General features: G+C 57.8%; 12 protein-coding genes. 7 read left to right on the forward strand and 5 right to left on the reverse strand.

The window, feature by feature from the left end:
• Positions 1-7: 7 nt before the first annotated feature.
• Positions 8-1,207: a phosphoglycerate dehydrogenase gene (gene serA / locus JS530_RS09620; RefSeq protein ID WP_214376946.1), complete on the forward strand. Its 1,200-nt coding sequence runs from the start codon at positions 8-10 to the stop codon at positions 1,205-1,207.
• Positions 1,208-1,367: 160 nt separating this feature from the next.
• Here the strand turns inward: serA and nrdR are convergent, their stop codons facing one another.
• Together nrdR and JS530_RS09630 are read right to left on the reverse strand one after the other, a co-directional pair.
• Positions 1,368-1,814: a transcriptional regulator NrdR gene (nrdR, locus tag JS530_RS09625; protein WP_214376947.1), complete on the reverse strand. Its 447-nt coding sequence runs from the start codon at positions 1,812-1,814 to the stop codon at positions 1,368-1,370.
• A 52-nt stretch (positions 1,815-1,866) separates the two neighbouring features.
• Complete coding sequence (locus tag JS530_RS09630) at positions 1,867-2,166, reverse strand: LysM peptidoglycan-binding domain-containing protein (protein WP_425350871.1); 300 nt, start codon at positions 2,164-2,166, stop codon at positions 1,867-1,869.
• A gap of 272 nt (positions 2,167-2,438) precedes the next feature.
• Between JS530_RS09630 and lexA the strand changes: the two genes are divergently transcribed.
• Positions 2,439-3,197: a transcriptional repressor LexA gene (gene lexA / locus JS530_RS09635; protein WP_425350870.1), complete on the forward strand. Its 759-nt coding sequence runs from the start codon at positions 2,439-2,441 to the stop codon at positions 3,195-3,197.
• Between the two features lie 196 nt (positions 3,198-3,393).
• The gene (locus tag JS530_RS09640; protein WP_214376949.1) at positions 3,394-4,335 is read left to right on the forward strand and encodes a cation diffusion facilitator family transporter; all 942 of its coding nucleotides are present in this window, start codon (positions 3,394-3,396) and stop codon (positions 4,333-4,335) included.
• A 207-nt stretch (positions 4,336-4,542) separates the two neighbouring features.
• Here the strand turns inward: JS530_RS09640 and JS530_RS09645 are convergent, their stop codons facing one another.
• Both JS530_RS09645 and hflX read right to left on the reverse strand, forming a co-directional pair.
• Entirely contained in the window at positions 4,543-5,505 is a 963-nt protein-coding gene (locus tag JS530_RS09645) for an L-lactate dehydrogenase (protein WP_214376950.1), read from the reverse strand.
• Positions 5,506-5,681: 176 nt separating this feature from the next.
• The gene (hflX, locus tag JS530_RS09650) at positions 5,682-7,187 is read right to left on the reverse strand and encodes a GTPase HflX (RefSeq protein WP_214376951.1); all 1,506 of its coding nucleotides are present in this window, start codon (positions 7,185-7,187) and stop codon (positions 5,682-5,684) included.
• Between the two features lie 164 nt (positions 7,188-7,351).
• Between hflX and JS530_RS09655 the strand changes: the two genes are divergently transcribed.
• From JS530_RS09655 to JS530_RS09665, 3 genes are all read left to right on the forward strand, one after another.
• Entirely contained in the window at positions 7,352-8,008 is a 657-nt protein-coding gene (locus JS530_RS09655) for a class I SAM-dependent methyltransferase (RefSeq protein WP_214376952.1), read from the forward strand.
• Entirely contained in the window at positions 7,998-12,137 is a 4,140-nt protein-coding gene (hrpA, locus tag JS530_RS09660; RefSeq protein ID WP_214376953.1) for an ATP-dependent RNA helicase HrpA, read from the forward strand. The genes JS530_RS09655 and hrpA overlap by 11 nt, the downstream gene beginning before the upstream one ends.
• Positions 12,138-12,270: 133 nt before the next feature.
• Positions 12,271-13,131, forward strand: coding sequence for a hemagglutinin (locus JS530_RS09665; RefSeq protein ID WP_240541185.1), 861 nt, complete (start codon positions 12,271-12,273; stop codon positions 13,129-13,131).
• An 8-nt stretch (positions 13,132-13,139) separates the two neighbouring features.
• Here the strand turns inward: JS530_RS09665 and JS530_RS09670 are convergent, their stop codons facing one another.
• The gene (locus JS530_RS09670) at positions 13,140-14,390 is read right to left on the reverse strand and encodes an MFS transporter (protein ID WP_214376955.1); all 1,251 of its coding nucleotides are present in this window, start codon (positions 14,388-14,390) and stop codon (positions 13,140-13,142) included.
• A gap of 279 nt (positions 14,391-14,669) precedes the next feature.
• On the opposite strand from JS530_RS09670, the gene JS530_RS09675 reads away from it, so the two are divergent.
• Positions 14,670-16,169 (forward strand): DUF5067 domain-containing protein, encoded by a 1,500-nt coding sequence (locus JS530_RS09675; RefSeq protein WP_214376956.1) that lies wholly within the window; start codon positions 14,670-14,672, stop codon positions 16,167-16,169.
• Positions 16,170-16,202: the final 33 nt, after the last annotated feature.

The raw sequence follows: 16,202 nt of genomic DNA on the forward strand, positions 1-16,202 counted from the left end.
TGAAAGCATGCCGAAAGCATTATTGTTGGAAAATATTCATCCGGACGCCGCGCAATCATTGCGCAACCACGGTTTTGAAGTCGAAACCATGAAGGGCGCCTTAAGCGAAGACGAACTTATCGAGGCGCTTGATGGTGTCGATCTGGTGGGCGTACGATCCAAGACCAGCGTCACCGAGCGTGTATTGAAGGCACGTCCAACACTGAGCGCCGTCGGCTGCTTCTGCATCGGCACCAACCAGGTCGATTTGCATTATGCCGGCAAGCATGGCATCGCCGTATTCAACGCTCCGTATTCCAATACCCGTTCCGTGGTGGAGCTGGTGATTTGCGACATCATCTGCCTGATGCGCCGCATCCCCGCCCACACCCACTACATCAAGCATGGCGTCTGGGACAAGTCCGCCGCAGGTTCTCATGAGGTGCGCGGTAAGACCTTGGGCATTATCGGCTACGGCAATATCGGATCCCAGCTTTCCGTACTCGCCGAAGCACTCGGCATGCGCGTTGTGTTCTACGATATCGAAGAGAAGCTGGCTCTCGGCAACGCACATCGTTGCGACACATTGAACGAGCTGTTGGAACAGTCCGACGCCGTGACCCTTCATGTTGATGGCCGCAAGTCCAACACTGGCTTCTTTGGCGAAGACCAGTTCGAACATATGAAGCAGGATGCCATCTTCATCAACCTGTCGCGCGGCTTCGTCGCAGATTTGGACGCGTTGAAGAAGCACCTGGATTCCGGCCACCTTGCCGGTGCCGCCGTGGACGTGTACCCGGTGGAGCCCAAGAAGAGCGGTGATGCGTTCCATACGCCGCTGGCTGAGGAAGACAACATGATTCTGACTCCTCACATCGGCGGCTCCACGTTGGAGGCTCAGGAGTCCATCGGACATTTCGTCTCCCAGCGACTGGAGGACTACTGGTTCAACGGGTCAACGTCACTGTCGGTGAATCTGCCGCAAATCAATCTCGGCAACTGCAAGGGTGTCTGCCGCATCGCACACCTGCATGATAATCTCCCCGGTGTGCTGGCTCGCGTGAACCATGTGCTTGGCAATGAGAACATCAACATCTCGTTCCAGTCGCTGGCCACTGAGGGCGAGCTCGGTTATGTGGTCACGGATGTGGCCACCAAACCGAGTGCGGAGACTCTGGAAGCGCTGCGCAATATCGAGGGCACGATTCGCATGCGCGTCACCAACTGACTGAATGTTGGTCTGTTTCCGCTGATGGTATCCGCGGAAACAGACGAGTAGTGGGGGGTTGGTTCTGGTATTCCAGAACCAACCCCCCACTACGTATTGTGATGTGTTCGTATTGTGATGTGTTACGCTTTTCCGATGCTTGATTGATGCAAGTGTTGTTTCACTGCTTTTCCCGCAACTCGTTGATGGCGTGCTGGAAGTCCTCCAATCCAGAGAAATCCTGGTACACGCTGGCGAAGCGCAGATATGCCACCTCGTCCAGATCACGCAATGGCTTCAAAATGGCCTTGCCGACCTCATCCGACGTGACTTCCGCAAGGCCGCGGGAGCGAAGGTCCTCCTCCACTTTTTGCCCCAGTGCCTTCAGATCCTCTTCTCTGACCGGCCGCCCCTGGCATGCCTTCCTCACGCCATTGATCACCTTGTCACGGCTAAAGGGTTCAGCGCCACCGGAACGTTTGGTGACCAGCAACATGCTGGTTTCCAGTGTGGTGAACCGCTTATTGCATTTCGGGCAAACACGGCGTCTGCGGATGGAATGGCCATCTTCACTGATGCGTGTATCAATGACTTTGGTGTCGGGGTTCTGGCAAAAAGGACAATGCATGCCACCTAGAATAACGTGACCGTATGGAAAACTCGAACACCGGTGGTTTGCCTCACTCATTGGGAACAACAATCCGTTGGCCGGCGCGCAATGATCCGGAATCCAAATCATTCAGCGCAATCAATTCATCCACGGTTTCCGAAACATCGTGCCCTTGCGGAGTAATGCGTGCAGCATATGACCATAGCGTATCCCCCGGCTTGACGGTATAGCTCGTCACATTGCTGGCTCCGACATCCGAGCGAGCAATCTGCGCGGTCCAGGCACTGACGCTGAACCATGCGACCATGAGCGCCACCAACATCGCCATAATCGCATGACGACGGCGTCGATACACTTTCCTGCCACTCAAGTGGAGCGTGGGCGGGCGGCCGTCACCGACGCGATACTGCCTTACATGGCAATGCGCACGATGCGCCGCAATCACACCTTCCGAGTCGCACAACAGAACACGCCGCATCGCGCCACCATTGGCCACAACACCGGTTGCATCAGAGCTGATCATGACTCCACCATCCTTCGAACGCCTGTTCTATCGAACATCTGTTCATAGGATTGCACATTTGTTCGACACTGTCAAGCGACATACTCGAACAGATGTTTGTTTTTTGTGAATGTCACGTTATGCTTAGGAAAGCACGAAAGGAGCCCGCCGTGAGCACCATCCCCTTCTCCCCCGCAACCGGGCCGGATGAATCCACACTGACCGACCGTCAGCGCAAAGTATTGGCTGCCATCAAAGCGTATATCGAGCGGCAGGGATTCGCCCCATCATTCCGCGAGATTGGATCCGCGGCGGGACTGAAAAGCCCGTCCTCCGTCAAACATCAGCTGAAGGTGCTTGAGGAGAAGGGGTTCATCCGCGTGAATGCGAATAAGGGTCGCGCCATCGAGGTCATCGGCTCTGCATCAGTCGGCCAGCCTCAATCGGACAGCGATGCCGACGGTAGCGCGCAATCAGACGAACCGATTGCGCAAATCCTGTCTTTCCCCACTGAATCAATCAACGAATCGCGCGACGTTCCTCTGGTGGGGCGCATTGCCGCCGGCGTTCCCATCACCGCCGAGCAGCATATTGATGATGTGATGCGCTTGCCGGAACGACTCACCGGCTCAGGCAAGCTGTTCATGCTGGAGGTTCATGGCGATTCGATGATCGATGCCGCTATCTGCGACGGTGACTTCGTGGTGATTCGCGAACAAAACAATGCAGTCAACGGCGATATCGTGGCGGCATTACTCGACGATGAGGCCACGGTGAAAACCTTCCGCAAGGAGAATGGCCACGTGTGGCTCATACCGCATAATCCCGCATATTCACCCATTGACGGTACGCATGCCACCATTATGGGCAAAGTGGTAACCGTCTTGCGCAAACTGTAGCCAACGCGCAGCCAGCCTAATCCCGTGTGCTCGCGGCTTCGCATCGTGGAGGTTTGACTGCTGAGGTGCTACACTGCTATCCAGTACTGAACCCCGGTCCTTGCACCGGGGTTTTGCTGTATACACACCCAATCGCTAATGGTATTGAGAAACGATTTCATCTCGGTACCTCCGTTGAGGAAGCTGGCAATACGCTATGACCCACACACACGCACCTACCTCGGTTTCCGCGAACACCGGCGCACGCGCCCATCAGTTCAGACTCATGGCAACCCTTGGCGTGACTTGCAGCGTCTTCATTATTGAAGTCGTCGCTGCCGTGTTGACGGGTTCACTGGCATTGCTGGTGGATGCCGGTCACATGCTTACGGATATGTCGGTGCTGATTGCCTCCACGGTGACGGCGATTCTGATGCAGCGCAAGCCCAGCAACACAAGAACATGGGGATGGGCCCGTTTGGAGGTACTGACTGCAGCCGCCGGCGCCCTGGTACTGCTGATTGTGGGCGTGTACGCGTTGGTCGAAGCTGGCATGCGATTGTTCGGCGGCTCGCATGCGCAAATCGAGGATATCAAGCTTCTCTTGTTCGTGGGCATTCTCGGTTTGAGCGCCAACATCATTTCGATATTCATTCTGGCTTCGCAGCGCGAAGACAATATGAACATGAAAGCGGCATTCCTGGAAGTGATGAACGACGCCCTAGGTTCTGTTGCAGTGGTGACTTCCGCATTGGTCATGATGTCCACCGGCTGGAAGGGCTTCGACGCCGTTGCCGGCGCGCTCATCGCACTATTGATGATTCCCCGTGCCATCAAGCTACTGCACCATGCGGTACGCGTACTGTTGGAGGAAACCCCCGAGGGTCTTGATCTGGATGCCGTGCGCACTCATTTGGAAAGTGTGCCGCATGTGATAGCCGTGCATGATTTGCATGCCAGCACGGTTTCCACCGGGATGCCGATTCTGATGGCGCATGTGGTGGTGGACAAAGGCCTGACCATGGTTGAAGCGGCCCAAGTGCTTGAACAACTGCAGGATTGTCTGCGCGAACACTTCCCCGTCTCTGTGCCGCACACTACGTTCCAGCTTGAGCCGGAAGGCTACACCACTCCCTCAGCCAACGACCTCCACAAGTAATCGAACATGGGTAAAGCACAGTACGGAAAAACGCAATACGAATGAATTATCCGCAAATATGAAAAATCGTCATATGCAATACATATGACGATTCAACGTATCAATAATCGTTCCACGTGTGCGGTCTCTAGGCGTGGAAGGCGAAGGTGTACAAAGGTACATCAAGCCTTCCACAACGACGAGAACGCTCCGTGGAACGATTATTTATCAGAAGCCGAACTGGGCGGCGGTTTCCTTCAGCGTCTCAGCGGAACGCTTCAGGGCTGCAAGCTCCTTGTCGGACACCGGGGTGTTGATGGCGGTGTTGACACCCTGACGGTTGAGCAGGGTCGGCACAGACATGCAGATGTCGGAGATGCCGTGGAAGTCCTTGAGCATGGAGGAGACCGGCAGGATACGGTTGGTGTCATGCAGAACGGCCTCGACGATGTCGACGCCGGACATGCCGATGGCGTAGTTGGTGGCGCCCTTACCGTTGATGATCTTGTAAGCGGCGTTCTTGACTTCCTGGTGGATCTCTTCGCGCTTGGCGGCGTCGAGCGGCTCGTGACCCGGCAGCGGGGTCCAGTCGCACATCGGGACGCCACCGATGGTGGCGGAGGACCACAGCGGCACTTCGGAGTCGCCGTGCTCGCCGGCGATGTAGGCGTGGACGTTCTTGACGTTGACGCCGGTCTGCTGGGCGATCAGGAAGCGCAGACGAGCGGAATCCAGGTTGGTGCCGGAGCCGAAGACCTGGTTCTCAGGCAGGCCGGTGAGCTTCTGGGCAACGTGGGTGGCGATATCAACCGGGTTGGTGATCAGCATGTAGATTGCGTTCGGAGCAACCTTGACGAGACCCGGCATGATGGCCTTGAGGATGTTGACGGTGGCGCCAACGAGCTCCAGACGGGACTGGCCCGGCTTCTGGCGAGGACCAGCGGTGATGACGATCATGTCGGCGTCGCGGCAGATCTCGGGATCATCGGAACCGTCGATGGACACGGTCGGGTAGAAGCTGGAGCCGTGCTGCATATCGAGCACCTCGGCCTCAACGCGTTCCTTAGCGATATCCTCAAGCACGATCTCACGGGCAACGCCACGCTGCGCGGCAGCGAAGGCGAGGGTGGAGCCAACGGCACCAGCACCGATGATTGCAAGCTTCGTGGGCTTAACGGTAGTTTCCGCCATGATGGATTAACCTCTCTTCAAAGGCGGTCTGCAGAATGGCAGGCCATGTAACTAACGGTTTTACTTTATAAACCCGCTAAGACGTTTGCGCTCCCATGCGCCCGCTGCAAAAATCAAAAAACCCAATGTTTTCAACGGTTGTTAGCGCTCACAACACATATGTGATTTTCGTCACGTTAATCGATTGACTGTTCGATGACTTTCGCCGCCAGATGCGAGTCCACATCAGCCTCAAGCAACACGCCATCATCACGGTATTCCACTTTGCTCACCTTGCCGTATTCGCGCACGCGAGACAGCAACGAGCCGGCCGTATACGGCAGCAACGCATTAACATGGACGTGCGGCACCGGCAGCAACGATTCAACGGCGTCTCGCAGCGCGTCGATCCCCTCACCGCTATAGGAGGAGACGATGAAGGCGTCCGGCTCCAAAGCAGACAGACGCTCACGTGTGGCTGCATCGATCTGGTCGGCCTTGTTGAACACCAGTATGCGCGGAATCGACGCCGTGCCCTCAATGTCCGCCAGCACATCGTTCACCGCATCGATTTGGGAGAACGGATCGGGGTGCGAGCCATCCACCACATGCACGATCACATCCGCTTCGGCCACTTCCTCCAGCGTGGATTTGAACGCCTCCACCAACTGCGTGGGTAATCGGCGCACGAAACCCACCGTGTCCACATAGGCGTAGAACCGCCCATCATGGGTTTTCGCACGTCGTACCGCCGTATCCAGTGTGGCGAACAGCGCGTTCTCCACCAACTCGGCAGAACCGGTCAGACGATTGGTGAGCGATGACTTGCCGGCATTGGTGTATCCCACCACTGCCACGGTCGGCAGGCCGAAACGTCGACGCGAGCCGCGCTTGACCTCACGCGCCGGCGCCATTTCGCGAATCTGGCGGCGGAGCCTGGCGATACGGGTGCGAATCACACGACGATCCATTTCGATTTTGGTTTCGCCAGGGCCACGCGATCCAATGCCCGCGTCCGCGCCGGCGGCACGACCACCGGCCTGACGTGACAATGAACCACCCCAGCCACGCAAGCGTGGCAGCATGTATTCCAGTTGGGCGAGCTCAACCTGCGCCTTGCCTTCACGGGAGGTGGCGTGCTGGGCGAAAATATCCAGGATTACGGCGGTACGATCCACCACCTTGACTTTGGCGGCATCCTCAAGCGCACGACGTTGCGACGGCGGCAGATCATCGTCGACGATGATGGTATCGGCCTCCTCGCGCGCCACGATATCAGCAATCTCGCGCGCCTTGCCCGAACCCACATAGGTGGCGGCATCCGGCTTCAATCGATGCTGCAATAGACCATCACACACCACGGCGCCCGCGGTTTCGGCGAGCGCGGCAAGCTCGCGCAGGGATTCCTCAGCCTTGGCCTGCGTGGTCACGGCGCTCGACCATACGCCTACCAAAACCACGCGTTCCAAACGCACCTTGCGGTATTCGACTTCGGTAACGTCTTCAAGTTCGCCAAGGCCGGCCACATGCTTGAGCTCGTTGCGGGCCTCGCGCTCCTGCCATTCCTGATTGGTGTCCTCATGCCACCCGGCCGGCCGCTGGTTGTTGTCGAGCAGCACATCCGACTGCGAGGAGAGCACGCCTTGAGAAGTCACGGAAGAGCTGCCCTGATCAATATCGGTGTACTGGTTGTTGTCGCTCAAAGGCACCTCTCATATCAACGCTCATCAGTGGTTCACGATTCTTCTATGGCTCCTTATTATCATCAGGTGAGGTGACATGCCCGCTACACGGGGATGAACAGCGCAACAACGGATGCAATCAACGAACCACGGCATGCGGGAATCCCGCGGAAATGGAGCACACAATGGCAGAACAGTATTTCTCCGCGGAACCTTCGTCCAAGGATGTGCGCCGCACGTTGAACGTCACCTTGCGCGATCATGAGGCTCGCGTGGAGGTCTCGAACGGCGTGTTCTCCGGTTCCCGTCTTGATCTGGGTACCTCGGTGCTGCTGCGTCATGCTCCCGAACTGCCTGAAGAGGGCAACTTTCTTGACTTGGGTTGCGGCTGGGGTCCTATAGCGCTCGCCATGGCGTTCGAATCCCCGAACGCCAAGGTATGGGCGGTGGATGTCAATGAGCGTGCGCTTGATTTGACTGCGGCGAATGCGGCAAGCAATGGGTGCGGCAATGTTCATGTGACTCAGGTGGATGAATCGAGCACTCCCCTGCCTCAAGACCGTCAACCGAAGCATGCCAGCGCGCTGCCTGCGGATCTCACGTTCGACGCCATTTGGTCGAATCCCCCAATCCGTGTTGGCAAAGAGGTGCTGCATACGCTGCTGATGGCTTGGCTGCCGAGATTGAAGCCTGGGGCCGCCGCCTATCTGGTGGTGCAGAAGAATCTGGGTTCCGATTCGCTGATCAAATGGCTTGCCGCGCAATTGGGCGATGGGTTCGCTGTGGGCAAGTATGCGAGCTCCAAGGGCTTCCGTATTATTGAAGTCCGTCATGAAGTATGAGTATCCAAGCGAACTGCCCGTTTCCGCTGCCCGTGAAGCGATAGCCGAAGCGGTTCAGCACCATCAAGTCGTTATTGTTTCCGGTCAGACCGGCTCCGGTAAGACCACGCAGCTGCCGAAGATTCTGCTTGAATTGGGCAGAGGCACGCACGGCAAGCAGATTGTGCACACGCAGCCTCGCCGTATCGCCGCCCGCACGGTTGCCGAACGCATCGCATCGGAGCTGGGTGTTCGGCTTGGCGACGAGGTGGGCTATCAGGTTCGTTTCACCGACGAAAGCTCGCCGAACACGCGTCTGCGCGTGGTGACCGACGGTATTCTGCTGGCGCAGATTCAGCGTGACCCGACTCTGTCCAAGTACGATACGATCATCATCGACGAGGCGCATGAGCGTAGCCTCAATATTGATTTTCTGCTCGGCTATCTGACCGCGCTGTTGCCTCGCAGGCGCGATCTGAAGCTCATCATCACATCCGCCACCATTGATTCGGTGAAGTTCAAGGAGCATTTCGAACACGCGCTGCACAGCACGGTGCCGGTGATTGAAGTCTCCGGCCGCACGTTCCCCGTGCAGGTGGTGTATGAACCGCTCGGCACCGCCCCCGCATTGATGCGAGAAGTGCCCGGCTTCGCCACCGGCGCCCGCCCGGGTGACGCGGATTATGAGGAGCTGGCGAGCGCCATCGCCGAATCCGATGCCGATCGTCCGCGCTCACGCCGCTCCGATAACCATTACGAGGATGATGGCATTACCGATATGCCGACCGCCGTGGCGCGCGCCTGCGCCGAACTGGTCATCCATTCCTCGCATGAGCGTGGACCGCGCGATATTCTGGTGTTCGCTTCCGGTGAGCGTGATATTCATGAGTTCGAGGCCGCGCTGCGCCATCATTACGGCCCGCGCGCCGATGATATGCGTCGGCCTGACGCGATTGAGATCATGCCCCTGTTCGCGCGATTGTCTTCCGCCGATCAGCATAAGGTGTTCGAGCCGCACACGCATCAGCGCATCGTCATCGCCACGAATGTGGCGGAGACCTCACTGACCGTGCCGGGTATTCGTTACGTGGTGGATCCGGGTACCGCGCGTATCTCCCGTTATTCGAAAACCGCCAAGGTTCAGCGGCTTCCAATCGAGCCGATCAGTCAGGCCAGCGCCGATCAGCGGTCCGGTCGATGCGGTCGTGTGGCGGATGGTATTGCGATCCGCCTGTATTCCCGTGAGGATTACGAAACCCGCCCCCGTTTCACCGAGCCGGAAATCCTCAGAACCTCCCTGGGCGCGGTGGTGTTGCATATGTTGTCGGTGGGCGTGGCTCGCACGGCTGAGGATGTGACCACGTTCGGCTTCATCGACCCGCCGGATATGAAGGCCGTATCCGATGGTTTCAATGAGCTCACGGAGCTGAAGGCCATTGGCCGTAAGCGTGGCGAGGTGACGCTCACCCATATCGGCCGTCAGCTTTCCCGTATTCCCATCGACGTGCGCTTGGGACGCATGGTGATCGAGGCGGCGAAATCCGGCTCCCCGAATCTGCTGGCCCAGGTGCTGGTGGTGGTCTCCTTCCTGAGTTTGCAGGATCCGCGCGAACGTCCGGATGATAAACGTGAGGAAGCCGACCGTATCCATAACCGGTATGCGGATGAGACTTCGGACTTCCTGACCGCGTTGAACATCTGGGATCGTGTGTTCCAGGCGGACGGCGACCCCAGCAATAACGCCTTGCGTCGTATCTGCAAAACCGAGTATTTCAGCTGGCTGAGGATGCGCCAGTGGAAGGATCTGGTGATGCAGCTCAGGCAGATGTGCAAGGAGCTCAAGTTCAAGGTGGGCGATCCGTTGCCGTCCACCCGCCCTGGTTTGGAGATTCGCCAGCTGCCGTTGAATCAGCAGCCCGCACATTCGCTGTGCTGTGCTTGGGATGCGGACGGCATCCATAAATCGATGCTCGCTGGTTTGCTCTCAATGATGGGCATGCAGGTGATTCGCGCGCCCAAGGCCTCTGATTTCGCCGGACTCACCGGTGCTGCGCGCGCCCGTGCGATGAAACGTGCGCAAAAACAGTCGAAGAACGATTATCAGGGCGCTCGCGGCACCCGCTTCGCCTTGTTCCCGGCTTCCGCTGTGGCGAAGAAGACGCCTGCTTGGGTGATGAGCACGGAACTGGTGGAAACCTCCCGCCTGTGGGCCCGGTATTCCGCTGCGATCGACCCGGCGTGGGCGGAACCGTTGGCCGGCCAGCTGACCCGTACCACGTATGCGGAACCGCATTGGTCCGGTTCACGTGGCTCCGCTGTGGCCACGGCCCGCGTGCTGCTGTATGGTCTGCCGATCGTGCAGGATCGCACCGTGCAGTGGGGGCGCATCAATCCGTTGGAGGCTCGTGACTTCCTACTGCGCCAAGGTTTGGTGGAAGGCGATATCCAGCAGCGTTTCAGCTACGATGATTTCGTCGGCGCGAACCGTGACATTCTCGAGGATGCAGCCGAGGATGCCAGTCGAACCCGTCAACTGGCGGACACCGTATCCGATGAGGATCTGTTCGACTTCTACAATGCGGTGATCCCCACCAACGTGACCTCGGTGGCCGATCTGGCGGAATGGTGGAAGGCCGAGCATAACGAGCATCCCGATCTGTTGACGTTCGACCCGTCCAAGGTGGAGCGTCTCTCGGACAGCGAATCGGTGAGTCTCAACGATTACCCCGATCATTGGCATACCATCGGCACCGATGGCCAGCCGATTGATCTGCGTTTAAGCTACATCTACGATCCCAGTAATCCGCTGGACGGCGTGACCGTGCACGTGCCGTTGAAAGCGCTGTCCCGCATCACACCGGCACAGTTCACGTGGAATGTGCCGGGCTTGCTGGACGAGCTGATTCTTGCGATGATCAAGGCCTTGCCCAAGCAGTTGCGCGTCCAGTTCGTGCCCGCGCCGGACGCGGCACGCGCCATCCGTACATGGATTGATGAGCATTACCCCGAGCTGCCTGGCTCCGGTTCGCAGCAGAAACCGAACCTCGCGCCGACGGATGAGAACGGGGAAACGGTGGGCTGGCCTGATCTGGCACACGTATTCACCAAGGCCGCCATCGCTACGGTCGGCGCGCAAATCCACCCGGAAGTACTGGGACCGGATTTAATGGATCGTCTGCAACCATATTTGAAGGTCACATTCTCGGTGGAGCAGCAGCTGCCGGCACCCAAGCAGGCACATGGGCGTCGCCGTGCTCGTGGCGCGGTGAAGGTACTGGACACTGCGAAGAGTCTCAAGGATCTGCAACGCAAGTACGCTGCCCAGGCACAGGCGTCCGCTCGCCAGATGGTCAAGAAGCAAGCCGATCAGGCCGCCAAGCAAGGCAATCTGGTCGCTCAGGCGAACCTGCTGCATAAGGCCGGCGCCACCACCGCTTCTCGCGCCGATATGCTCTGGCATGGCGCCTTGGATGCACTGCGGTTGCCGGCGGAGCGCATCTCTTCGCGCTGGCTCGGCGCCGAGGCCCTGATGCTGGCTGCAGCCCCCTACAAGTCCACCAAGGAACTGGTTGAGGACCTGCAACTGGCCACGGTCAAACGTCTGCTGCCGAACGTGGACTCGCTGCCGGATGATGAGGCGCTCGCCAATGCCGTATTGGATGTGCGCGAAGTCTATGAGGATACCGTCTATCAGGTGGCGCATGACGTTATCGCCATCATCAAAGCCTATGCCGAAGTGGATAAGGCCACGTCCGGCAAGGCTGATCTGCCGATGCTTTCCGTATTGCAGTCGATTCGTGACCATATCGCCACGCTCGTCTACCCCGGATTCATCGGCCGCACTCCCCCGGATGCGTTGAAGTCGCTGCACCGCTACCTCAAGGCTGATGTGATGCGCTTGGCCAAGGCGAAAAGCGATAAGAACCGTGACGTCAAATGGGCGTGGCAGGCCGATGAAGCCAAGCAACTGGTTGATAAGGCTCTGTCTCGCGCCAAGGCCGAACCGGCTGGCCCGAAGCATGAGGCGTTGATGAAGCAAGCCGAACAGGCTCGATGGATGCTCGAAGAGTTCTATCTGAGCCTGTGGGCGCAGGAACTCGGCACCCACGGCCCTGCATCCCTGAATCGCATCAAAAAGATTCTGGCGTGATTCACCGCGAGCGTAATGGGCTCTGAGCGTCGGCTATTACAATGGCTGGGCGATGACACAAGCGAAGCAATCGAACACAGCAAAGCAACCCACGGCCAAGGCTCGCGGCAGGAAACCCGCGGGCCGCAAGCCTATGAGCCCCAAGCAATGGTGGAGGCGTCAAAGTCTTGGCAAGAAGATCAAGACCGTGCTGATTACCATCGTGGCCGTGGTGTGCGCGATGGCTCTAGCCATGGGCACGCTTCGTTTTGTGCAATGGCGTCTTGAGGTCAAAGAGGCGGAAGCCCGTCAGCTGCAGCTCACTCAGGAGTATGACTTCGATCCAGGAGATATCATCGCCGACGGTCAGTTCTTCAACGGCAATGCGATGAGCGAGCAGGAAGTGCAATCGTTTCTGGACGAGCAGGGCGCCGCATGCTCCGGTGGCGAATGCTTGAAATCTAAGACATTCGACACCACCGATCAGCCCGCCAACGAGTATTGCGATGCGTATGAGGGCGCCAAGGGAGAAACCGCGGCGGCCATCATCACTAAATCGGCCAAGGCCTGCAACATCAGTCAGAAAGTACTGCTGACCGTACTGCAGAAGGAGCAACATCTGGTCACGGCCACCACCATCACCGACTTCCAATACAAAGCGGCCATGGGATTAAGCTGCCCGGATGATGCCAGTTGCGATCCGGAGTATGCTGGCTTCTTCAAGCAGGTGTATGGTGCCGCCAAGCGATATCAGTACTACACCGCTCATGAGGACCGCTACGGCTATCATGCGGGTGCGCTGAACTATGTGCAGTATCACCCGAACGCCTCTTGCGGTGGCACCAACGTGTATATCAAAAACAAGGCCACCGCATTGCTGTACATCTACACGCCATACCAGCCGAACGAGGCAGCTTTAGCCGCAGGCGTTGGCACCGGCGACTCCTGCTCCAGTTATGGCAACCGTAACTTCGCCATCATCTACGAAAGCTGGTTCGGTTCACCTCGCAGCTGACGATTGATTCAACGTTCGATGCGCTTGCCTACGTATGGTGCCAGCATCCACGACATCGCCATTGCCAGCAGCGCGAAGATGGCACCCACCGGGCCCAGCCAGGTGAGTCCTAGGAAATCGTTGGCAAGTCCGCCAACCGCAGAACCGATGGCGATGCCGATGTTGAACGACATCGAATTGAGCGATGCGGCAAGGTTCATCGAACCGGGATGGGATTGCGCGGCCACATCCATGTACAGCACCTGCGAGGATGCGTTGAATAGGTACATGAACATGCCCAGCACAATCAGCGCCACAGCGCCATACAGCGATACCACATGCGCCGCAGCGAGCGAGGCGAGCAGTATCGCGTGCGCCAGGAACACCCAGCGCAGATGGTAGAGCGGTTCCACTCCCCTGCCACGTTCCGCCAACTTGCCGGCGTACAGGTTGCTCCACAGACAGGCCACACCATACACCACCAATCCAAGACTGATGTACTGCTCCGGCAGCTTCACCTCGTCGCGCAGAATCGGAGTCAGATAGGTGTAGAACACATAGCTCGATGCCGCGCCGAACACCACGGTGAGTACACCCAAATGGATGCGACGGTCAAAGAACAAGCGGAATTGGGAGAGGAAACCGACCTTGATGATGTGGCTGTTGCGAGGCAGCACCGTGAACATCAGCACCAGCAGTACCATCGTCAACACGGAGATCAAGTAGAACGTCACGCGCCAGCCAAACGTGTTCGCCACCCAAGTACCTACCGGCACGCCGACCACCGAGGCGATGGAGAAGCCGGAGAACACCCATGCGATGAACTTCGTACGGTACTTATCGGTGGTCACATCCGGCGCGAACGTCATGGAGATGGCCACCAGAGTGCCGGAAACCGATGCGATAATCAGTCGGGCGATCAGCAGCACCGGATAATTCGGCGCGAACGCACACAGGATATTGCCGGCCAGGAACACGCTCATCAGCGTCAGATAAGTGGCGAATCGTGGGAATCGCCCGGAAATAGCCGAACCGAGCGGCGTACACGGCGCGTAGACGAACGCGAAGATGGCCACCAGATTGCCCACGGTCACTTCGGAGACCTGCAGTCCGGAGGCGATATCCGGCAGAATGCCCACCACCACGAACTCGCTCATGCCCAGCATGAAGCTGGCGAAAATCAGAATATTGACCGGCAGGGTGAAAAAGCGATCGGAACGCTCGGAACGATCGCCACTGCGTGAAATATCTTTACTCGACTTGCCATTGTTTTCGGCCATTACCATCTCCCTGTATTGCCTTTCCGAGATGATGGTATTGACGTATCCCTACAACTACACTCAGCAGACACGCGGGAAGATGCCGGCGGTGCCTTGTTTTCATAACCGATGACCGTAGAATAGTGAAAACCACGGAATGGTGAAGACCACGGAATGGTGAAGACCACGGAATGGTGAAGACCACGGAATGGTGAAGACCACGGAGTGGTGAAAACCACAGAGTGGTGAAGTGCCAGCCGCACAATGGTGGGCACGGCAGTACGCGTCAAAGGGGAAGCTATGGGATTGTTGAATCATGATGACGACTATGTCTCCCCGTTTGACGACGGTTTGCCATCATATGTGGATCCGGCACGGCGCGCCGAATATCTGTCCGAGATCGTCGAGACCAAACATCAGATGCACGAGGCTGCCGAACGGCGAGCCAAGGATTGGGCGGCTCAATCGCGAACGACGACTGCGGCGCGGGCTCCGCAATCCTCAGGAAGGTCACAGCAGCCGGTACCGCAGCGGTCATCACGACCATCGCAGTACAAGCAGTCGTCGAACAAGCGAGGCAACAAGCAGTCTTACCAGGCCAGCACCAACGGATACAGCACCTCCGGGCATGGTGCCGACCGCCGCCCGAACCCGGTAATCGCACAGCAGAATGCCTCCAAGCCACGTAAGAAGCGCAACGCATTCTTCTGGGTGATCGTGGTGTGCGCCGTGGTCTGGGGTCTGGCCGATCCTCTGCTCAATACAGCCAATAACTGGCTCGGATCCATCGTGCATTCATCAAGTTCCAGCACTTCGCAGAGCACCTCCACTGATTCCACGCAGTCCTCAGACAACACCGACTCGCACGCTGGAAGCAAGGACTACAGTGGTATCGGCAACGACGACGCTGCGCAAGCAACCGTTGAGCAGTCCGGCGACCTCTACGATTCCTCCGGAAAAGCCAAAGCACACCTCACCATCGAATCCGCGCAATCCGGCCCCGAAGATTACACCGGAAGTCCCACCGTCATCGTGTCGTTCGCATGGAAGAACACCAGCGGCACAACCAAGAACTTCGATAATCTCACCTTCCCCGAAGTGTATCAACATGGTTTGCAGCTTCGAGAAGTCACCCTGTCCTCAGATGCCGCAGCCAATGGATACCATAAGGAATCCGCGCAAACCGATGTCGCCGCCGGCAAGCAATTCACCACTACGTTGGCCTACTCGCTGAGGGAAACAGGCGCGCCTATCTATGTGCAAAGTGGACCCGACGCACTGTACAGCAACAAACCACTGGTGGTGTCTGCCTTTACTCCGTCAGGCAACGGCAAGTGGACTCAAGTGGAAACAAGCAGCCTTGATAAACTGCCTCAGGCGACCGCAGAGGATCGCAAAGGTATGACGAAAATCGGCAAGTCGAACTGGGATAAGGTGTCGTTGCGTTTTGTCGACGCAAAACGTGGGCCCGACGAAGATACGGGCGAAGGTGCGCGTACGGCGACAGCCATCGTCTCCGTCGATTGGATCAACGAATCCTCAAAAAGTGAGGCGCTGAACTCGTTTGGTACTGTTGAAATCAAACAGCAGGGGGTTACGCTGGACAACGCCTATTACTTTGACAATGCCCCGGAAGGATATGTGGAGCAAGGCACGATCCTCAATATTCGCCCTGGAATGAAGTCCACCGTGCAGTTCGCAGTGGAACTGCGTAGCGAAACCGCACCGCTCAGCGTCACGTTCATCCCGTATGCCAGCGGGGCGAAAACCTACACCACAACGCTGAAGATTCAGCAATGATGCAAGGCTGCATTGATGATTCAGCAATGATCC

This window comes from Bifidobacterium colobi, assembly GCF_018555455.1.
Lineage (GTDB): Bacteria > Actinomycetota > Actinomycetes > Actinomycetales > Bifidobacteriaceae > Bifidobacterium > Bifidobacterium colobi.

Excerpts from the sequence above, each read along its gene's own strand:
- JS530_RS09675 (WP_214376956.1), top strand. The coding sequence starts at position 14,670 with ATGGGATTGTTGAATCATGATGACGACTATGTCTCCCCGTTTGACGAC.
- JS530_RS09640 (WP_214376949.1), top strand. The coding sequence starts at position 3,394 with ATGACCCACACACACGCACCTACCTCGGTTTCCGCGAACACCGGCGCA.
- nrdR (WP_214376947.1), bottom strand. The coding sequence starts at position 1,814 with ATGCATTGTCCTTTTTGCCAGAACCCCGACACCAAAGTCATTGATACA.
- lexA (WP_425350870.1), top strand. The coding sequence starts at position 2,439 with ATGCTTAGGAAAGCACGAAAGGAGCCCGCCGTGAGCACCATCCCCTTC.
- JS530_RS09655 (WP_214376952.1), top strand. The coding sequence starts at position 7,352 with ATGGCAGAACAGTATTTCTCCGCGGAACCTTCGTCCAAGGATGTGCGC.
- JS530_RS09665 (WP_240541185.1), top strand. The coding sequence starts at position 12,271 with ATGAGCCCCAAGCAATGGTGGAGGCGTCAAAGTCTTGGCAAGAAGATC.
- JS530_RS09670 (WP_214376955.1), bottom strand. The coding sequence starts at position 14,390 with ATGGCCGAAAACAATGGCAAGTCGAGTAAAGATATTTCACGCAGTGGC.
- hrpA (WP_214376953.1), top strand. The coding sequence starts at position 7,998 with ATGAAGTATGAGTATCCAAGCGAACTGCCCGTTTCCGCTGCCCGTGAA.
- JS530_RS09645 (WP_214376950.1), bottom strand. The coding sequence starts at position 5,505 with ATGGCGGAAACTACCGTTAAGCCCACGAAGCTTGCAATCATCGGTGCT.
- serA (WP_214376946.1), top strand. The coding sequence starts at position 8 with ATGCCGAAAGCATTATTGTTGGAAAATATTCATCCGGACGCCGCGCAA.